This is a genomic window from Aeromicrobium changchenzhani (assembly GCF_057586615.1).
The window spans coordinates 1,466,570-1,481,738 of sequence record NZ_CM172480.1 but is presented as its reverse complement, the minus strand read 5'-3'; the positions used below and the strand labels follow the sequence as shown (position 1 = coordinate 1,481,738).

Below are 15,169 nucleotides of genomic sequence, written 5' to 3'. Positions count from 1 at the left end.
TCACTAAACTTGACTCGGCTGGACTGCCGGAATGTGTTCGACTCCGATCCGCTTGCGGAACACCCAGTAGGACCAACTCTGATACAGGACGACCAGCGGGGTGAATAACACCGCGACCCAGGTCATGATTTTGAGCGTGTAATCGGTCGCGGCAGCGTTGGTTGTCGTGAGATTCCATGCCGGGTCGAGCGAGGATGGCATCACATTCGGGAACAAGGCTAGGAACAGCATGATTACGGCCAGCCCGATGGCAAACGCCGTTCCGAGGAAGGCCCAGCCATCACGCTCCTTGAACACGGCGAACACCGCACACACAAACGCCACCAACGCCCCAATACCCACGATCGTCACGGCAGCCTTGCCAGCATCGATTGTCGTCCACGCGACGAACGCGACCGCTGGAACCACGGTCGCCAGTGCCCCGCGCAAGGCGAAGCGATTGGCCCGTTCCCGCACGTCGCCGGTTGTCTTGAGGCCGATGAATACCGCACCGTGGGTCAGGAATAGCCCCAGCACGGTCACGGCGGCGAGTAGCGCATACGGGTTCAGTAGGTTGAAGAAGCCGCCCACATATTCCTTGTTTGCATCGATCGGGACGCCATGGACGATGTTCGCCAGTGCCACCGCCCACAAGATGGTGGGTAGGAAGGAACCAAAAAATATTGCCGCGTCCCAGCCGCGCCGCCAACGCGTACCCTCACGTTTGCCCCGATAGTCAATGGCGACGGCCCGGATGATCAGTGCGACGAGGATGAGGAACAGCGGGAAGTAGAAGCCACTGAACAGCGTCGCGTACCACTCGGGGAAAGCTGCGAATGTCCCGGCGCCAGCAACGACCAGCCAGACCTCGTTGCCATCCCAGAACGGCCCGATGGTGTTAAGGATGACGCGCCGCTCGACGTCATTACGGCCCAAGATCGTCATCAGCATGCCGACGCCGAAATCGAAGCCTTCAAGGACGAGATAAGCAGTCCACATCGTAGCGATGAGGATGAACCAGACGGTGGTGAGTTCCATGGTTACTCCTGCTCAGTAGGCGAACGCCAACGGGGCGTCAGCGTTGTCGGGGTCGACGGGCGGATCGAGTTCGGGCAATCCTTCTCGTATGTAGTGCAGTAGCAGCCGGACCTCGATGATGGCGAGCACGCCATACAAGATCGTGAACCCGGTGAGGGATGCCGCTGCCTCGAAGGTGGTGGTGCCCGGTGAGACGCCAGCCTGCGTCCTCATCAACCCGAAAACGACCCAAGGTTGACGGCCCATTTCGGTGAAGATCCAACCGAATGAGTTGGCAGCCAGCGGTATGAGTGGCATCACGATCGCGGAGCGCAGCAACCATTTCCCATGCCTGCCCTTGATTTGGGGGATTCGGCCACGCCGAATCGCCCACAACATCCAGAGTGCCACCATCATGGCGATTCCACCTGCGGTGATCATGGCACGGAACGTCCAATAACTGACTGGAATGTTCGGGGTGTAGTCCCCCGGCCCGTAGGTATTCTCATACTCGGCCTGGAGCGAGTTGATGCCGCGCACATTGTCGGTAAATGTGCCGGTCGCCAGGAAGGACAGCAGCCGGGGGGCCTCGAGTTGGTAGAGCGGTTTCGAGCCGTCGAGGCTGCCGACTGTGAAGATTGAGAACGGCGCTGGCTGCGCGTCTTCATACAGCGCCTCGGCTGCGGCCATCTTCATTGGCTGGACTTCGGTCATGACCTTGCCCTGGATGTCGCCGGTGATTGTCGTGGCGATACCAGCAATCAGCAGAGTTACGGCACCGAGTTTGACCGCCTTTCGGAACGCACCGGGGTCACGGTCGGGGTGCCGCATGAGATGCCACAACGCGATGCCGGCCATGAATGCGCCGCCGACCATGAAGCAGGCGGCGATCTGGTGCGGGAATGTCGTCAGCACGACTTTGTTGCTCAACACTGCCATGAAGTCGGTCAGTTCGGCCCGGCCCTTCGCGCCATCGAGGCGATAGCCGATCGGGTTCTGCATGAAGGAGTTCGCGGCGAGGATGAAGAACGCGGACAGGAGCGTACCGACGGCAACGATCCAGATGGTGGCCAGGTGAACTGCGGGCTTGAGCCGGTTCCAGCCGAAGAGCCACAGACCGAGGAACGTCGATTCAAGGAAGAATGCGAGTAAGCCCTCGATTGCGAGCGGAGCGCCGAAGATATCACCGACGAAGCGCGAGTAGGCGCTCCAGTTCATGCCGAACTGGAACTCCTGGACGAGCCCGGTAGCAATGCCCATTGCGAAGTTGATCAGGAACAGTTTCCCGAAGAATTTGGTGAGCTTGAGATATTCCTCGTTGCCGGTGCGATGCCAAGCGGTCTGCAATCCCGCAATCAGGAACGACAGCCCGATTGTGATGGGGACAAAGAAGAAGTGATAGACGGTCGTGATGCCGAATTGCCAGCGGGCGATCTCCAGCGCTTCCATGGCGCTTCCCTTCAATCGAAAGTAACTACGACACACAGTAGTACTACGAAATGCGCAACTACTACACCGCGTCGTATTATCTGAGTCATGAACACGTTGGGAGAGCTCGAACGCGAAGTCATGAATCAGTTGTGGGCCGCTGATGCACCCTTGTCCGTGCGTGCGGTGATGAAATTGCTGGCAAACCGAAACCTCGCGTACACGACCGTCATGACGGTGCTGGATCGGCTCGGACGCAAAGATCTGGTGACCCGCATTCGATCGGGCCGCGCGTTCCTCTACTCCCCCGCCCATGGCCGCGACGAACTTACAAGCGAGCTTATGAACGCCGCGCTGAACAGCGCCGGACCGGACCGTACAGCCGCACTCGTGCACTTCGCTGCGGGCGTAACACCGGAAGAAGCCGCGGCCATGCGGGCAACGCTCGATCGAATCGTCGCCAAGGACAAACCGAAGGCATGACCCCACTCCTGCTGGGCCTCATCGGACTGGTTTTGGCCTATCCCGCGGCGCGTGCGCTTGGCCGCGCCGAGTGGACCTACCGTGCGCCACGCGCTGCGATCTTTCTGTGGCAATCGCTGGCGATCGCGGCGATTCTTGCCGTGCTCGGTGCCGGCTTGTCAACCGCCCTGTGGCTCGTCACGACCGGCACGTTGGCGACCTGGAAAATCCTGATCCATTTCGCCGTATTGACTCTCACCGCCACGGTCGCTCTGCGGATCAGTTGGAGCCTCGTCACGGTGGTCCGCGAGACCCGGTCGCGCCGCCGCCGGCACCGCAATCTGCTCGATCTGCTTGCCACTCCCGACGGAGCGGTCCCCGGTTTGCGCATCCTTGAGGAAGAGACCCCAGTCGCATTCTGCTTGCCCGACCGGGCCCACGCCCGTGTCATCGTGTCGCGTGGCGCGCTCGACAATCTCTCCGCCGAGCAGCTCGAAGCCGTGCTCGAGCATGAACGAGCCCACGTACGGCGCCGCCACGATCTCGTCCTTGAAGGATTCCTGATCCTGCACCGCGCTTTCCCGCGTATGCATGGCGCTGACAGTGCACGGCGACAGAGTCAGATTTTGATCGAGTTGCTGGCCGATGATGCTGCTCTGCGCCGTATCGGTCCGACGCCACTGGCGCAGGCTCTGGTCGCGCTGGCGGCCGGTCCGATCCCGCGAGGCAGCCTTGGCGTTGGCACTGCGACTGCACTACGCCTCGAACGCCTCGAACGTGGTTCCGGCGAACATACCGGGTGGGCGCTCTTCGCCTACATCGTCTCTTCCACGGTCCTCATTACTCCGACAGTAGGGCTCGCCGTGCCGTGGATCGCGCATGCCTGGCAGATTCTGGCCTGATTTAGGCTGGCTCAGCCAAGCAGCAGTTCAGCGGATCAGGCGGTGGCAGTCACCATCTCGCTGATCTTGGCCCGGACGCGCTCGGGCACAGCGGTCGCGGGGATGGTGCCGAGCAGGAAGTCGCCCGACGGAAGCGTTCCGTCAGTAGCCGACCAGAAATCTGGCGCAATGAGAATCCCCTGCGTATCGCTATCCCAGAGTTGAACGCGATCATCATCTCGCATCGCAAGGCCCCAGCCGTAGTTTGAGGTCGCATTCGCCAACGGCGTATAGGCCGACAATGGCACTGGTACTCCACTGGAACCGGCGTTACGGTCATCGAGCATGACTGCGGCGATGGGAAGGGCAGCGAAATTTCTCAGCCAGTCTGCGACGTACATTGACGCATTTTCAGCGGCATCGCTGTCGAGCGCATCAATCGTGGTCACGCCGGAGAAAATATGCGTTCGTTCTAGCCAGCGGCGCGGCGACGGAATGTGCAGAATTACCGGGCGTCGTTGGGTCTTGGTAAAGATCGTGACAAGCTCCAGCACACGCCGATTCGACTCAGAGTCAGCGAGCAGGGTGCGCAGCGCGTAACCCGTACGTTTCTTGACGCCCATGGACGCTCTCAGTCGCTCGTCCGACGACACCAGGAAGTCATAAAAGCGGTCAAGTGCGACCAATGTCGCATCGGGGTCGAGCAGCCCCTGCGCCTGACTCACGAAGTTGACGTACGCCATCGTGTCGCGCCACGGGACGTCTTTGCCTTGTAAAATCACAGCCTGCGCCCAGTCGTGCGCGTCTAGAAGGACGGCCGTCCGGCGCCCGGATGGCGGTTGTGCGATGAGAGCGTTCAGGCCTGTAGTCACGAGATCCTCCTTGATGATGAAATGATGGTTGGCCACGCAGCCCTGAGGCAACGCGGCCAACCGCCCAAGCTGGCGCTCAGGACTTATGCGAGACCGTCTCGCCGTACTTTTCCTCGAGTTCAAGCACACGTGCCTCGAGCTGGCCGATCTTGAGAACGCGGCGGTCCGGCACCATGATCAGCGGCAGTTCGGCGAGTTTGCCTTTGACGCGTTCCGGCTCGATGCCGCCCCAATGCGTGGCGAATAGCTCTTCGTCGTCGTCCTGTCCCCAAGAGCCGTAGTACAACAGCTCCTTCGGCGGCTCGGGCTGGACGAACTCCTTCACGAATTCGGCGTACGGCTTGCCTCGCGAGATTCGATCCTGACGGATCTTCGACCTGAGCTCCTTGGTGCCCTCCTCGTCAACGACGAAGGTCTCGGGAATCCACACGACACCGTAGATGTCGGTAGCCACCTGAGCCGAGATTCGATCAATCTGGAGGTCAGTCACAACCATTTCCGGATCGCGCTCGAGCACGTCACCGTAACCGCCGCCCGATCCTTGGGCGATCATGTACATCTCGCCCTCCTTGGCGACGTCGAACTGCAGGCCCATGTGGGCCGACTGGTAGTCGGCGCCCTCATAGGGCTGCTCATTCATGACGCGTTCCATCGAGAGGTCGAACTCTTCCGGATCAGCTTTAATGATGTCGTAGATATTGATGCCCTTGACCATTGCCAGTGGATACACCGGGCAGCCGTAACCGCCGAACATTCCAGGTACCGAAGAGAACTTTGATCCGGACGTAACCGTCATGAAACCCCAACTCGGAGTACCGCGCGAGGCCACGATCATCTCGTAACCCATGCCACCCCGAAACTTGCCAAAGCCTTGGTTGTCGCGAACGATCCGCTTACTCACGAGTTGGAGGAACGGAACCTCTTCCTCCATGACCTCCTGCTCACCGATGTCCGCCATCGCACAGAACAACGGCGCAACGGCGTCTTCACCGTCACGGAAAGCCTTGGCCCCACCGCCCATACCGTTGAGGTCTGCGCACAAGTTGCCGACTTGCTCACCGTTCTGAGTCGTGCCTCCCCACAGGAAGTCGTTGATTTGGTTGAACCACGGGGCCACCACGTTCGAGTACTTCTGAGGTGCTGAGAACTGCATCTTGGCGAACGCCGTCTGCAGCGCGGAGAAGCCACGGAAGGATGCCTGAAGGGACTGTCCGACCGGCGCGTCATAGCCGGCGTCAGCCCAACTGTGCTCCTCGGTGATGACCTCAATCGGCGAGAGTGCGCCAGTGCTGCGCGGCAGATCTGGCCAGTAGTAGGACAGGATCGCTTGCGCCATGAAAGATTTCGTCGACGCGAGCGGCGAGTTGATTGCCCGGTTGAGAATCTCCGGACCAGTACCGGTCAGATCGACGATCATGCGGTCACCCTTGATCGTGATCTTGCAGGCGAACTTGATGAGAATGTTTTCTTTCAGCGTCGAGTCGACGAATTGATTGAACGTCACCGTGCCGTCCGGCAGATCGGTGATGCGTCGGCGAACCTCCTGCTCGACGTCTTCGACGGTCACCCGTAGCGCAGCAACGAAGGTTTCCTGGCCCACTTCCTCAATCAGGCGGTCAACGGTGTCCATGATGCGGCGAACAGCTCCCATTTTGACCTTAATGTCCGCGAGCATCAGCTTAGGATCGCGAGTTGAGTGCTGCAGGAACGTCAGCAGATCCCGCCGCAGGTGTCCCTCCTCGACGATCTTGATCGGCGAGGCGCGAAGTCCGTCGTCGAACGGCGTTTCCGAGCCCGAAGGCATCCCGCCGGGCTCGCACGCACCGTTCTCGCCCTCGTGGATCGTGGCACCGACCCATGCGATGATGACCCCGTCACGCATGACGGGGACGAGCATCGACTGGTCGGTGTTGTGCACCATCCCGAAGCGGGAGTCGTTGTGGAAGAAGCCGTCGCCGGCTCGGATCCCGACGGTTGGTTCGTTTTTCCAGTTCTTCATGATGTAGCGGATGGGGTGGTGCAGTACGGCGGAGAAGGCGATGACGCCGCGGTTCGACAGATACGTCACGTCACCTTCGGCCGTGTACACCGCGCACGAAAGGTCTGCCCATTTAGCACCGGGCGCGGCGCCCATGCTCTCGCACATCTCGAAGGCCTCGTCGAGCGCGCCGGCGAGCCGCTTGCGGATCCGGTCGAATTCGATCGTGTCGATCCCTTTCCCGATGCACTCCTGCTCATATTCAGTCCGCGGCATGATCTCGTGGTGGCGCATGATCGCCGGGTCTGGGCCGAGGAAGAGAGTCGTCTCATCCATGAACTTGTCGACCCACTCCTGCTCCTGCGAGCTCAGCAGTTGGGTGTCATCGTTACTGTCTTCTGGTGCCGTGGTGTCCTGAGTAGTCAGTGTCATTGCTCTTACGCTCCTTGTGCTCTCAACGTGAGGTGATGGATGGTTTGATGGTCAGTCGCTGAGCAACCACACAGCGCCCTGGATCGTGGGCTCCAGCCGCCAGCCGGGCTCCACTAGATAGGTCGTGTTTTCGGTCGTGACGATGGCCGGGCCATGGATGACGAAATCGTGCTTGATCGCGTCCGCGTCATAGACGGGCGTGTCTACTGCCCCGTCCACGCCCGGGAAGTGCACTTCCCGACTAGACACTGCGTCCGGTCGGGTTTTGTCGCCGCCGGCATGGATGGAGTCAAACTTGACAACCTCGCCCTCGATGAATGAGGCCACCCGGATCGTCTGGACCCGAATTCCGGCTTCGGGAGCCTGGGTACCTTGACCGTAGCGTTCGCCGAAGATGTCCGAGAACGTCTTGATCAGGTGCAGAACGTCGGCAACTCCAGCGACCCGATTGATATCGAAGGCCACCGCGGTGGTCACGAGCTGGTTGCCGTAACGCATATCCATCTCAAGGCGGTACCGGACGTCTGATTTGTCATAGCCCTGGCGCACTAGGTCCTCAGCGCCCTTAGCCTCGAGCTCCTCGATATAATCGTTCATCGCGCTGTACTCGCAATATAGGCTCCGTTTCAGCGGCTCGTAAAGCACCACGTACGCACTGCGTTCGTGGATGTGGAGAGGACGCATGTTGCCCGCTCCCAGTGCGGAGAATACCGATGCGAACGGTGGGAATAGGATCTTCTTAATCCCGGCACTAGAAGCGATGCCACAGGCGTGCAAAGGCCCGTTTCCGCCATAGGCGAGCATCGTATAGTCCTCAATCAGGCCTCCACGTGATCGCAACTCCTTCTCGATGCCGATCGCCATCTGCTCGTCGACAGTGCTCTTGATAATCTTCGCTGTCTCGACATGATCAAGATCCATCTCGTCACAAAAGGCCTCTTCGATTGCATAGACCGAGCGTTTCGGATTCAGCTGGATGTGACCGTTCGCGTAGTTGTCGGGATCGAGATAACCGAGTACGAGATCGGCGTCGGTCACGGTGGGATGGAGTCCGCCGCGGTCGTAACACGCGGGGCCTGGGTCAGAGCCTGCCGACTCGGGGCCGATCTGAATTGAGTGATGGATCCGGTTGTACGAAGCGATTGACCCTCCACCCGCTCCTAGAGTATTGAGGTGGATCATCGGTGCCGAGACCATCCAGCGCCCGATCGTCGGTTGGAAGTCGTAGTGGCGGACGCCGCCCTCGGGAACGAGACCGATATCGAATGATGTGCCTCCCATGTCCATCGAGATAACGTCGCCGAGGCCAGTCGATTCTGAAAGATGCTGGGCTGCCCCAACCCCAGCGATCGGACCCGAATGAATTGTTTGCAGGGCGTCGGTCGAGTTCGGCTGCGCCATGCCGCCTGAGTTGTGGATCACTAGCATCGGTTTGTCATAGCCGGAATCGCGCAGATTGTTCGACAGTTGATTGAGCGCGTGGAACATCGTCTCGTGGAGGAAAGCGTCGACGATGGTGGCCATGGCCCGGACGTACTCACCTTTACGACCGGAGACCTGGCTGCTGAGCAGCACCGGGATCGAGCCGAGCTCGTGCGTTGGATACTCGTCGAGGATAATTTCTAGGACACGTTCCTCATGTACCGAGTTCTCGGTCGCGTTAGTCAACGCGACGACGATTGCCTCGGCACCTGCGTCGACCAACTCACGCACTTGACTGCGCACGTCCTCATACCGAAGTGGCACGAGCACCTCACCGATGGAGTCGACGCGCTCCTTGATCGAGCGGATGAGCTGCCGGGGAACGAGCGGCTCAGGTCGCTGCGCATCAGGCATGTCGCCCTGCTTGACGCCATCGAGCCCTTCACCATAGCCGCGACCGCGCGACAGCGGGATGGTGTCCTCGAAACCGTGAGTCACCAAGGCAGCAACACGGGGGCCCTTGCCTTCGATCAGCGCGTTGGTGCCGAGGGTAGTCGCGTACCTGACCGAGTCAACCTCCCGCAGCGCGGTCTCGCGGCTGACGCCGGCCCGCTCGCAGGCGCGGTCGAGGGCTTCGTTAAAGCCCAATGCCAAGTTGTGGTGGGTGGTCAGTGCCTTGGACTCGATGTAAAGGCCATCCCACACGAAGAAGCAATCACTAAAAGTTCCACCGATGTCGACTGAGATTCGTTTCATGGTCAGTGACCGCCGTTCGTGTGAGTGTGTCCGGCCGACTCGAACCGGGCGCTGAGATCGGTGACGGCGTTCTCGCCGGGACCGTAGTTGATGACTTCCTCGGGATTGCCGCCGTGAACTTCCCACTTCTCTCTCAAGGAGTCGATGTCCCAGAGCATGTCGACCGTGGGTGGATGTCCAGGCGGAAGATATTCGGCCTCGATCTGCGTGCCGCAGGTCGGGCAGTAGTACTCCAGAATCCGGCAGAACGCCGGATCTGGTGAGAAGGTGAACTCATACTTCGCTGGATCGATGATGGGCGGGTGGATCTCGCGAGGGTCGCGGTCGTAGACGAGCGTTCCCTCCTTGTAGTTACCTCGAGCGTCGCCTAGGTCGTGGCTGCATATGCGGCAGACCCACCGTTCGGTGTCGAGGTCGATGAACAGGTACTCGGTCATAGGAACGCGCATGGTGTCCGTGCCTTTCGTCAGCATGGTGGTGTTCAGATGGATGGTTATGGATGGTCAGTTGTCGGTCAGGAGCAGATCGCCGGCCGCGGAGACGTCTAAAGCCCATCCCCGCGGCACACGCGCGGTGAAGAAGGGGCCTTCTACAATTGCGGGGCCCGACGCCGCGGCTCCGGGAACCTGGTCCTCGAGCTGGTAGACCACCACCTCATCGACCTGTGTCGCCGAGGAGCGGACCTGCCGGGTGCCAGATGGCACGGCATCGCTCTTGATGTCGGGCAAACCGCCCAGAATGGTGGGGTGTGGCAGTGCGAAAGTCGCCTTGAGCGAGAGAATCTGTTGACCGTCTTCGGTCAGCATGTCCCATTTCAAGTCGCAGGCGGCCAGGTCATGGCCCTCCTGGAACATGTCGCGCGAGGCTTTGGCCTCCAACGTTTTGCGTGTTTCAGCGAGTTGCTCGACGCTCTGTCCGGACACGTTGCTCTCGTAACTCTGGGCGATGTCGGAGAAGCTGATCCCGAACGCTGAGAAGACGGCCGCCAGACGCGGAACCAGGACCTGATGAACCCCCGCGATTCTTGCTGCAGCACAAGCGTTCATCGGACCTCCGCCACCAAAAGCAGCCACAGTAGTGTCGGCGTTGCTTACAAGATCGGCGAAGGACTCCGACATGACACGCGAGTAGGTCGCTTCCATCCGCACGAGCGCCTCCTCGACGCTGATGCCGAGCGGCTCGGCGATGGTCGTAGCGACCACAGCTCTTGCACGATCGGAATCCAGCGCCATCTCACCGTTGAGGTATGTCGTCGGATCCAGCACGCCCAACAACAGATTGACGTCGGTGATCGTTGCTTGGGTGCCGCCGAATCCGAAGCAGGCTGGCCCCGGCGCCGCCCCAACGCTTTCCGGTCCCACCGTAATTTCGCCGTCACGTACCTCGATGATCGAGCTGCCGCCGATACCCGCCGAACGCACGTTACTCATCTCGTAGGAAATGTCGACCCCGCGGACCGAACCGCGCCGGTCCGCTGCGATCGTAAAGTGGTTGACGGTGCCGACGTCGGTCGTCGTGCCGCCGACGTCAATCATGAGGACGTTTTCTAGCCCGTATGCCTCGGCGAGGGCTCGTGTTCCTTCTAGACCGCCGCGCGGGCCAGACGAGTATGTTTTGAGCGCCACAGACTTCGCCACCCGAGATGACGCGCCGTCGTTGCGGTAGATCAACAGCGGGTTCTTGACCTTGTGTGCACGCAGGCGGTGCTCGGCGCTGTAGAGGAACCGTTCAACCGTGGGATGCAGGAACGTGTTGATGATGCCGGACCATATCTGACGCTCCCGCGACGTGTCGCTGGCAAACTCCCACGAAAAGAGAATTGGCACGGAACCAAGGAGGTGACGCGGGAAATTCTTGAGCATTGCACGCTTGTACAAATGCTCCCGTTCAAGGCTGCTTGCTGCGACGACGAGTCGCTCAGCGCCCGCTGTGGTCAACCGGTTGATCTCCGCCACAAGGGTCGCGATCAGCTCGTCCTCGTCTTCGGACGCGGGTAGCACCGAGATTCGGGTACCGATCAGGTCGTCGAATAGTGAGCGCGATTCTGTCGACGATCGTAACGCGTCGGCCAGCCCGGCATCGTCGGTGATGAGACCAATAAGTGGGCCTTTGCGCTCGACAAGAGCGTTGGTCCCTTGGGTAGACGAGTAGCGGATGTGACGGGTCGAGTGCAGGAGCCGCGGCAGATCAGCCTCGCCGAAGAGTTCGGCAGACGCCTTCGTGATCCCGTCGAAGAGACACTGCGAGAGATCGACGGGCGTGGTGAGTGTCTTGGTGAATGTGAAGTCCACTCCACTACCCACGACGATATCGGTGAGAGTCCCACCGTTGTCGATGTTGATGAGCCGTTCCATGAGAGTCCTTTGCATGATGCGCGGGTCGAATCGCTGCGGATGTTTGCGACATACCCACCGTGACCCAGGTCTCATCCCGTGACCTGTCTCACATTCGGACACCGAGGTTTCTTGGCAATTCGGCAGGACTAGAGGATGGTTACCGAGGACAACCCCCTGAGGAGGGCGTATGCGCGAGTTGGCCAAACGATGGACCGAGGTTGCCGACGCACGTGCCGATTTCCTGAGTTCCGGCCGAACGAGTCCGGACGCGGTCCCCGCCATTGTCGCCGCCTCATGGGCGCGATCTGTCTCTGCAGGTGTGGACGCGTCGAACGCTCGAGCGATCTACCACCAGGATCTGGACGTCTCCAGCAGGCTGGTCCGGTGCTCACAGTCCGTGATCGATCGCCTCGAGAACGAGACTTCGAGTATTTCGCTCAGCATTGTGCTGACCGACAACAAAGCGCGCATCCTGAGCCGGTCCGACAGCGGCCCGAAAATCGGGGCGAGGCTTGACAGCATCTCGCTCGCTCCCGGTTTCAACTACGCAGAGGGTTCGATCGGGACCAACGGTATCGGCACGGTATTCGAATCCGGCAAGCCCGTTACGATCGTCGGGCCAGAGCACTTCAACGAGCAACTGCAGCCTTTCGCGTGCTCGGGCAGTCCCATTCGTGATCCGCTGACCGGGCGTGTCGAGGGAGTGCTGGATATCAGCTGCCTGACCGAGGATTCGAGTCCACTGATGCACTCACTGGCGATGTCGGCGGCACATGACATTGAGCGCAATCTCTTGGTCGACCGAAGCCAGTGCCAACAGGCCTTGTTCGAGACCTTCATCCGGCTAGACGCTCGGACCCGTGGTGCAGTCATGGCCATCGGAGGAACTGTTGTAATGGGCAACGCCATGGCTCAAAGCCTGTTCGACGCCGAGGAACAGAGCATGATCCACGAGCACGCCCGCTGGCTGATGCTTCGACACGACCAGTCAGTGGAGCAGATCGAGCTGCCTTCCGGAAAGGTAGCGCGGGTCCGCGGGACGCGCATTGTCGTGGGTGCCGATATTGCCGGGATCGTGGTCGCCGTCGACATCGTGGCTGAGCTGACTTCGAGTGCCATCGACACCTCGCTTCTCGGCGATCACTTCGTTGACGTGCCGACCAGCGCGGCAGTGGCGGCAAAGCACGCCGCAGTGAACAACAAAATCAGCAGCGCAGCGCGAGATCGACAATCAGCATTGTGGACGAAGGCCAGCGATGGAGTCGCGGCAGCGATGGCCCACGAAGGAGGCCTCCTCTTGATGGGCGAGCAGGGCTGTGGCAAGGCTTCCCTGGCAACCGAGATCTTCATGCGGTTGCACCCCGAAGGCACCGTGACCGTGATCCAGCCCGAGGAGATGGAGTGCGCCACAGAGCTTCGCCTCTCTCCGGCAGATAAATCTAATCCAACCCTCTTTGTGCTGAAAAACTTCGATTTGCTGCATGAACAGGCCATAGAGTCGCTCCAGGCATGGCTCACCGCGATCGGTGCAGAGCATCCGACAACACGGTACGCAGCCACTATCAACGATGCCAATCTTGAGTCGGCATTGCCGTTTCGCCGGCTACTGCCCGCTTTCACGAGCGCTGTTACGGTCCCACCCCTGCGTCACCGGTTGGCTGACCTACCAGCAGTCGTCGACCAGCTCATCACACGCCTCGCAGGCCAACAGCACGTGACCATAAGCCCGGCGGCCATGCGAGTTCTTGCTCGTTACACGTGGCCGCGCAACATTCGCCATCTCGAGTCGGCATTAACCGAAGCGCTTTCGCGTAGGCCGGTCGGCGAGATACAGGTCGACGACCTTCCCGGCTATTGCCACAGCGGCTCCATTAGGCAGCTTTCGGGCATGGAATCGATGGAACGCGACATGATCGTGTCGGCATTGCGCGATACTGCGGGCAACCGCGTACATGCCGCCGCTGCGCTCGGCATCGCCCGTTCATCGCTCTACCGCAAGCTAAAAAGTTTCGGTATTACGTCGGTCTAGACGGGTTCGGCCGTCGCGGTTGGTACGGGGACTTTCGTCGGGCGGCTTAAGTTGTCGCCCAATCAGGCAGCGATCTTTGCAATTGCTGCGCCGGTGAGTTGTTGGATCTTTGTGTGGTCCATGCCCGGGCAGGTCTGGACTAGTTTCAGCCCTTGGTTGGTGACGTCGAGAACACACAGGTTGGTGATGATGCGGTTGACGACGCCGGCGCCAGTCAGCGGTAGCGTGCAGGTTTCGACGATCTTTGGGGTGCTGTCTTTAGCAACATGGTCGGTAAGCACCACGATGCGACGGCTGCCCGCGACAAGGTCCATGGCGCCGCCCATGCCTTTGACAAGTTTGCCAGGCACGGTCCAGTTCGCCAGATCACCGTTGGCGGAAACCTGAAGTGCGCCCAAGACAGAGAGGTCGACGTGTCCGCCACGGATCATTGCAAAGGACGTAGCCGAGTCGAAGAAGCTTGCGCCATCGAGGGTGGTCACAGTCTGTTTGCCAGCGTTGATCAGATCAGGGTCTTCGTCGCCTTCGAAGGGGAACGGTCCCATACCGAGCAGTCCGTTCTCGCTCTGCAGAAAGACCTTCATGTCTTCGGGGACGTAGTTAGCGACCAGTGTTGGGATGCCAATCCCGAGGTTGACGTAGTCTCCGTCTTTGAGTTCGTGGGCGGCGATTGCTGCCATCTGTTCACGAGTCCATGCCATGGTTCATGCCTCAATTCGTTGGGCCGTGCGCGGGCGCACGGTGCGTTGTTCGATGTCTTTGACCCGCGGCCGTGCTTCGATGATCCGATTGACGAAGATGCCCGGTGTCATGACACGGTCGGGATCGATAAATTCGGCAGTCACATGTTCGGCTTCGACCACGGTGACGCGTCCCGCGGTCGCGACCAAAGGGTTGAAATTGCGCGCGGCCATACGGTAGAGGAGGTTGCCTTCGAGGTCAGCGCGGTAGGCATGGACCAGAGACACATCAGCGATGATTCCGCGCTCAAGCACGTATGTCTTTCCATCGAAGACTTCGGTGGGTTTGCCATCAGCGACCGGGGTCCCGACACCCGTCGGAGTGTAGAACGCGGCGATACCTGCGCCACCGGCACGTAACCGTTCGGCAAGCGTTCCTTGTGGGGCGAACTCGACTTGCAGAGTGCCGTCCAAGTATTGCCGGGCGAAGAGTTTGTTTTCGCCCACATAGGACGAGATGACTTTGCTGACCTGATTATTGTCCAACAAGATGCCGAGACCTTTGCCGTCAATGCCCATGTTGTTTGATACCAGCGTGAGATCACGTACGCCTGAGTCGCGTACTGCTTCGATCAGATCATTCGGCACACCACACAAGCCAAAGCCGCCAACGGCAATTGTCATCCCATCGTGCAGGACAGCAGCAAGTACTTCTCGAGCATCGGTTGCTCTTTTGGCCATGACAACTCTCCTTTTAACATCCGCACGGTCATTCAATGAACGCTATCGACGTGGCGGAAAACTAGCTCTATTAACTGGCTCTATTAACTGGGACTATGATGCTATGGGACCTGCACAGTGCAAGAAATCTTCTCGCTGTTCGAACAAGCGCCAGAT

The 15,169-nt window shown here is 60.0% G+C and carries 12 protein-coding genes; 3 read left to right on the top strand and 9 right to left on the bottom strand.

Going from position 1 to position 15,169, the window contains the following annotated elements:
- Positions 1 to 3: 3 nt before the first annotated feature.
- Both cydB and AC2YB9_RS07480 read right to left on the bottom strand, forming a co-directional pair.
- Complete coding sequence (gene cydB, locus AC2YB9_RS07485) at positions 4 to 1,017, bottom strand: cytochrome d ubiquinol oxidase subunit II (protein WP_487268179.1); 1,014 nt, start codon at positions 1,015 to 1,017, stop codon at positions 4 to 6.
- Positions 1,018 to 1,029: 12 nt separating this feature from the next.
- Entirely contained in the window at positions 1,030 to 2,445 is a 1,416-nt protein-coding gene (locus AC2YB9_RS07480) for a cytochrome ubiquinol oxidase subunit I (RefSeq protein ID WP_487268177.1), read from the bottom strand.
- Between the two features lie 87 nt (positions 2,446 to 2,532).
- Here AC2YB9_RS07480 and AC2YB9_RS07475 point away from each other — a divergent pair, with 87 nt between their 5' ends.
- Complete coding sequence (locus tag AC2YB9_RS07475) at positions 2,533 to 2,907, top strand: BlaI/MecI/CopY family transcriptional regulator (RefSeq protein ID WP_487268175.1); 375 nt, start codon at positions 2,533 to 2,535, stop codon at positions 2,905 to 2,907.
- Positions 2,904 to 3,788 carry a M56 family metallopeptidase gene (locus AC2YB9_RS07470; protein WP_487268173.1) on the top strand — a complete coding sequence of 295 codons (885 nt, stop codon included), beginning with the start codon at positions 2,904 to 2,906 and terminating at the stop codon, positions 3,786 to 3,788. The genes AC2YB9_RS07475 and AC2YB9_RS07470 overlap by 4 nt, the downstream gene beginning before the upstream one ends.
- Positions 3,789 to 3,823: 35 nt before the next feature.
- Here the strand turns inward: AC2YB9_RS07470 and AC2YB9_RS07465 are convergent, their stop codons facing one another.
- The 5 genes from AC2YB9_RS07465 to AC2YB9_RS07445 all read right to left on the bottom strand — a co-directional run bounded on the left by AC2YB9_RS07465 (position 3,824) and on the right by AC2YB9_RS07445 (position 11,581).
- Positions 3,824 to 4,639, bottom strand: a complete 816-nt coding sequence (locus AC2YB9_RS07465) for a hypothetical protein (protein WP_487268171.1) — start codon at positions 4,637 to 4,639, stop codon at positions 3,824 to 3,826.
- Positions 4,640 to 4,715: 76 nt separating this feature from the next.
- Positions 4,716 to 7,049: a hydantoinase B/oxoprolinase family protein gene (locus AC2YB9_RS07460; protein WP_487268169.1), complete on the bottom strand. Its 2,334-nt coding sequence runs from the start codon at positions 7,047 to 7,049 to the stop codon at positions 4,716 to 4,718.
- Between the two features lie 51 nt (positions 7,050 to 7,100).
- Positions 7,101 to 9,227, bottom strand: a complete 2,127-nt coding sequence (locus tag AC2YB9_RS07455) for a hydantoinase/oxoprolinase family protein (protein ID WP_487268167.1) — start codon at positions 9,225 to 9,227, stop codon at positions 7,101 to 7,103.
- Positions 9,228 to 9,229: 2 nt separating this feature from the next.
- On the bottom strand, positions 9,230 to 9,676 hold the full coding sequence (locus tag AC2YB9_RS07450; RefSeq protein ID WP_487268165.1) for an acetone carboxylase subunit gamma: 447 nt from the start codon (positions 9,674 to 9,676) through the stop codon (positions 9,230 to 9,232).
- 54 nt (positions 9,677 to 9,730) lie between these two features.
- Positions 9,731 to 11,581 carry a hydantoinase/oxoprolinase family protein gene (locus AC2YB9_RS07445; RefSeq protein WP_487268164.1) on the bottom strand — a complete coding sequence of 617 codons (1,851 nt, stop codon included), beginning with the start codon at positions 11,579 to 11,581 and terminating at the stop codon, positions 9,731 to 9,733.
- Positions 11,582 to 11,750: 169 nt separating this feature from the next.
- Between AC2YB9_RS07445 and AC2YB9_RS07440 the strand changes: the two genes are divergently transcribed.
- Positions 11,751 to 13,592, top strand: a complete 1,842-nt coding sequence (locus AC2YB9_RS07440) for a sigma-54-dependent Fis family transcriptional regulator (RefSeq protein WP_487268162.1) — start codon at positions 11,751 to 11,753, stop codon at positions 13,590 to 13,592.
- A gap of 62 nt (positions 13,593 to 13,654) precedes the next feature.
- On the opposite strand, the gene AC2YB9_RS07435 is transcribed toward AC2YB9_RS07440, so the two are convergent.
- Positions 13,655 to 14,293: a CoA transferase subunit B gene (locus tag AC2YB9_RS07435; RefSeq protein WP_487268161.1), complete on the bottom strand. Its 639-nt coding sequence runs from the start codon at positions 14,291 to 14,293 to the stop codon at positions 13,655 to 13,657.
- A gap of 3 nt (positions 14,294 to 14,296) precedes the next feature.
- Positions 14,297 to 15,013 (bottom strand): CoA transferase subunit A, encoded by a 717-nt coding sequence (locus AC2YB9_RS07430; protein WP_487268160.1) that lies wholly within the window; start codon positions 15,011 to 15,013, stop codon positions 14,297 to 14,299.
- Between the last annotated feature and the right edge of the window lie 156 nt (positions 15,014 to 15,169).

Excerpts from the sequence above, each read along its gene's own strand:
- AC2YB9_RS07450 (WP_487268165.1), bottom strand. The coding sequence starts at position 9,676 with ATGCGCGTTCCTATGACCGAGTACCTGTTCATCGACCTCGACACCGAA.
- AC2YB9_RS07455 (WP_487268167.1), bottom strand. The coding sequence starts at position 9,227 with ATGAAACGAATCTCAGTCGACATCGGTGGAACTTTTAGTGATTGCTTC.
- AC2YB9_RS07470 (WP_487268173.1), top strand. The coding sequence starts at position 2,904 with ATGACCCCACTCCTGCTGGGCCTCATCGGACTGGTTTTGGCCTATCCC.
- AC2YB9_RS07460 (WP_487268169.1), bottom strand. The coding sequence starts at position 7,049 with ATGACACTGACTACTCAGGACACCACGGCACCAGAAGACAGTAACGAT.
- AC2YB9_RS07480 (WP_487268177.1), bottom strand. The coding sequence starts at position 2,445 with ATGGAAGCGCTGGAGATCGCCCGCTGGCAATTCGGCATCACGACCGTC.
- AC2YB9_RS07435 (WP_487268161.1), bottom strand. The coding sequence starts at position 14,293 with ATGGCATGGACTCGTGAACAGATGGCAGCAATCGCCGCCCACGAACTC.
- AC2YB9_RS07440 (WP_487268162.1), top strand. The coding sequence starts at position 11,751 with ATGCGCGAGTTGGCCAAACGATGGACCGAGGTTGCCGACGCACGTGCC.
- AC2YB9_RS07475 (WP_487268175.1), top strand. The coding sequence starts at position 2,533 with ATGAACACGTTGGGAGAGCTCGAACGCGAAGTCATGAATCAGTTGTGG.
- AC2YB9_RS07430 (WP_487268160.1), bottom strand. The coding sequence starts at position 15,013 with ATGGCCAAAAGAGCAACCGATGCTCGAGAAGTACTTGCTGCTGTCCTG.
- cydB (WP_487268179.1), bottom strand. The coding sequence starts at position 1,017 with ATGGAACTCACCACCGTCTGGTTCATCCTCATCGCTACGATGTGGACT.
- AC2YB9_RS07445 (WP_487268164.1), bottom strand. The coding sequence starts at position 11,581 with ATGGAACGGCTCATCAACATCGACAACGGTGGGACTCTCACCGATATC.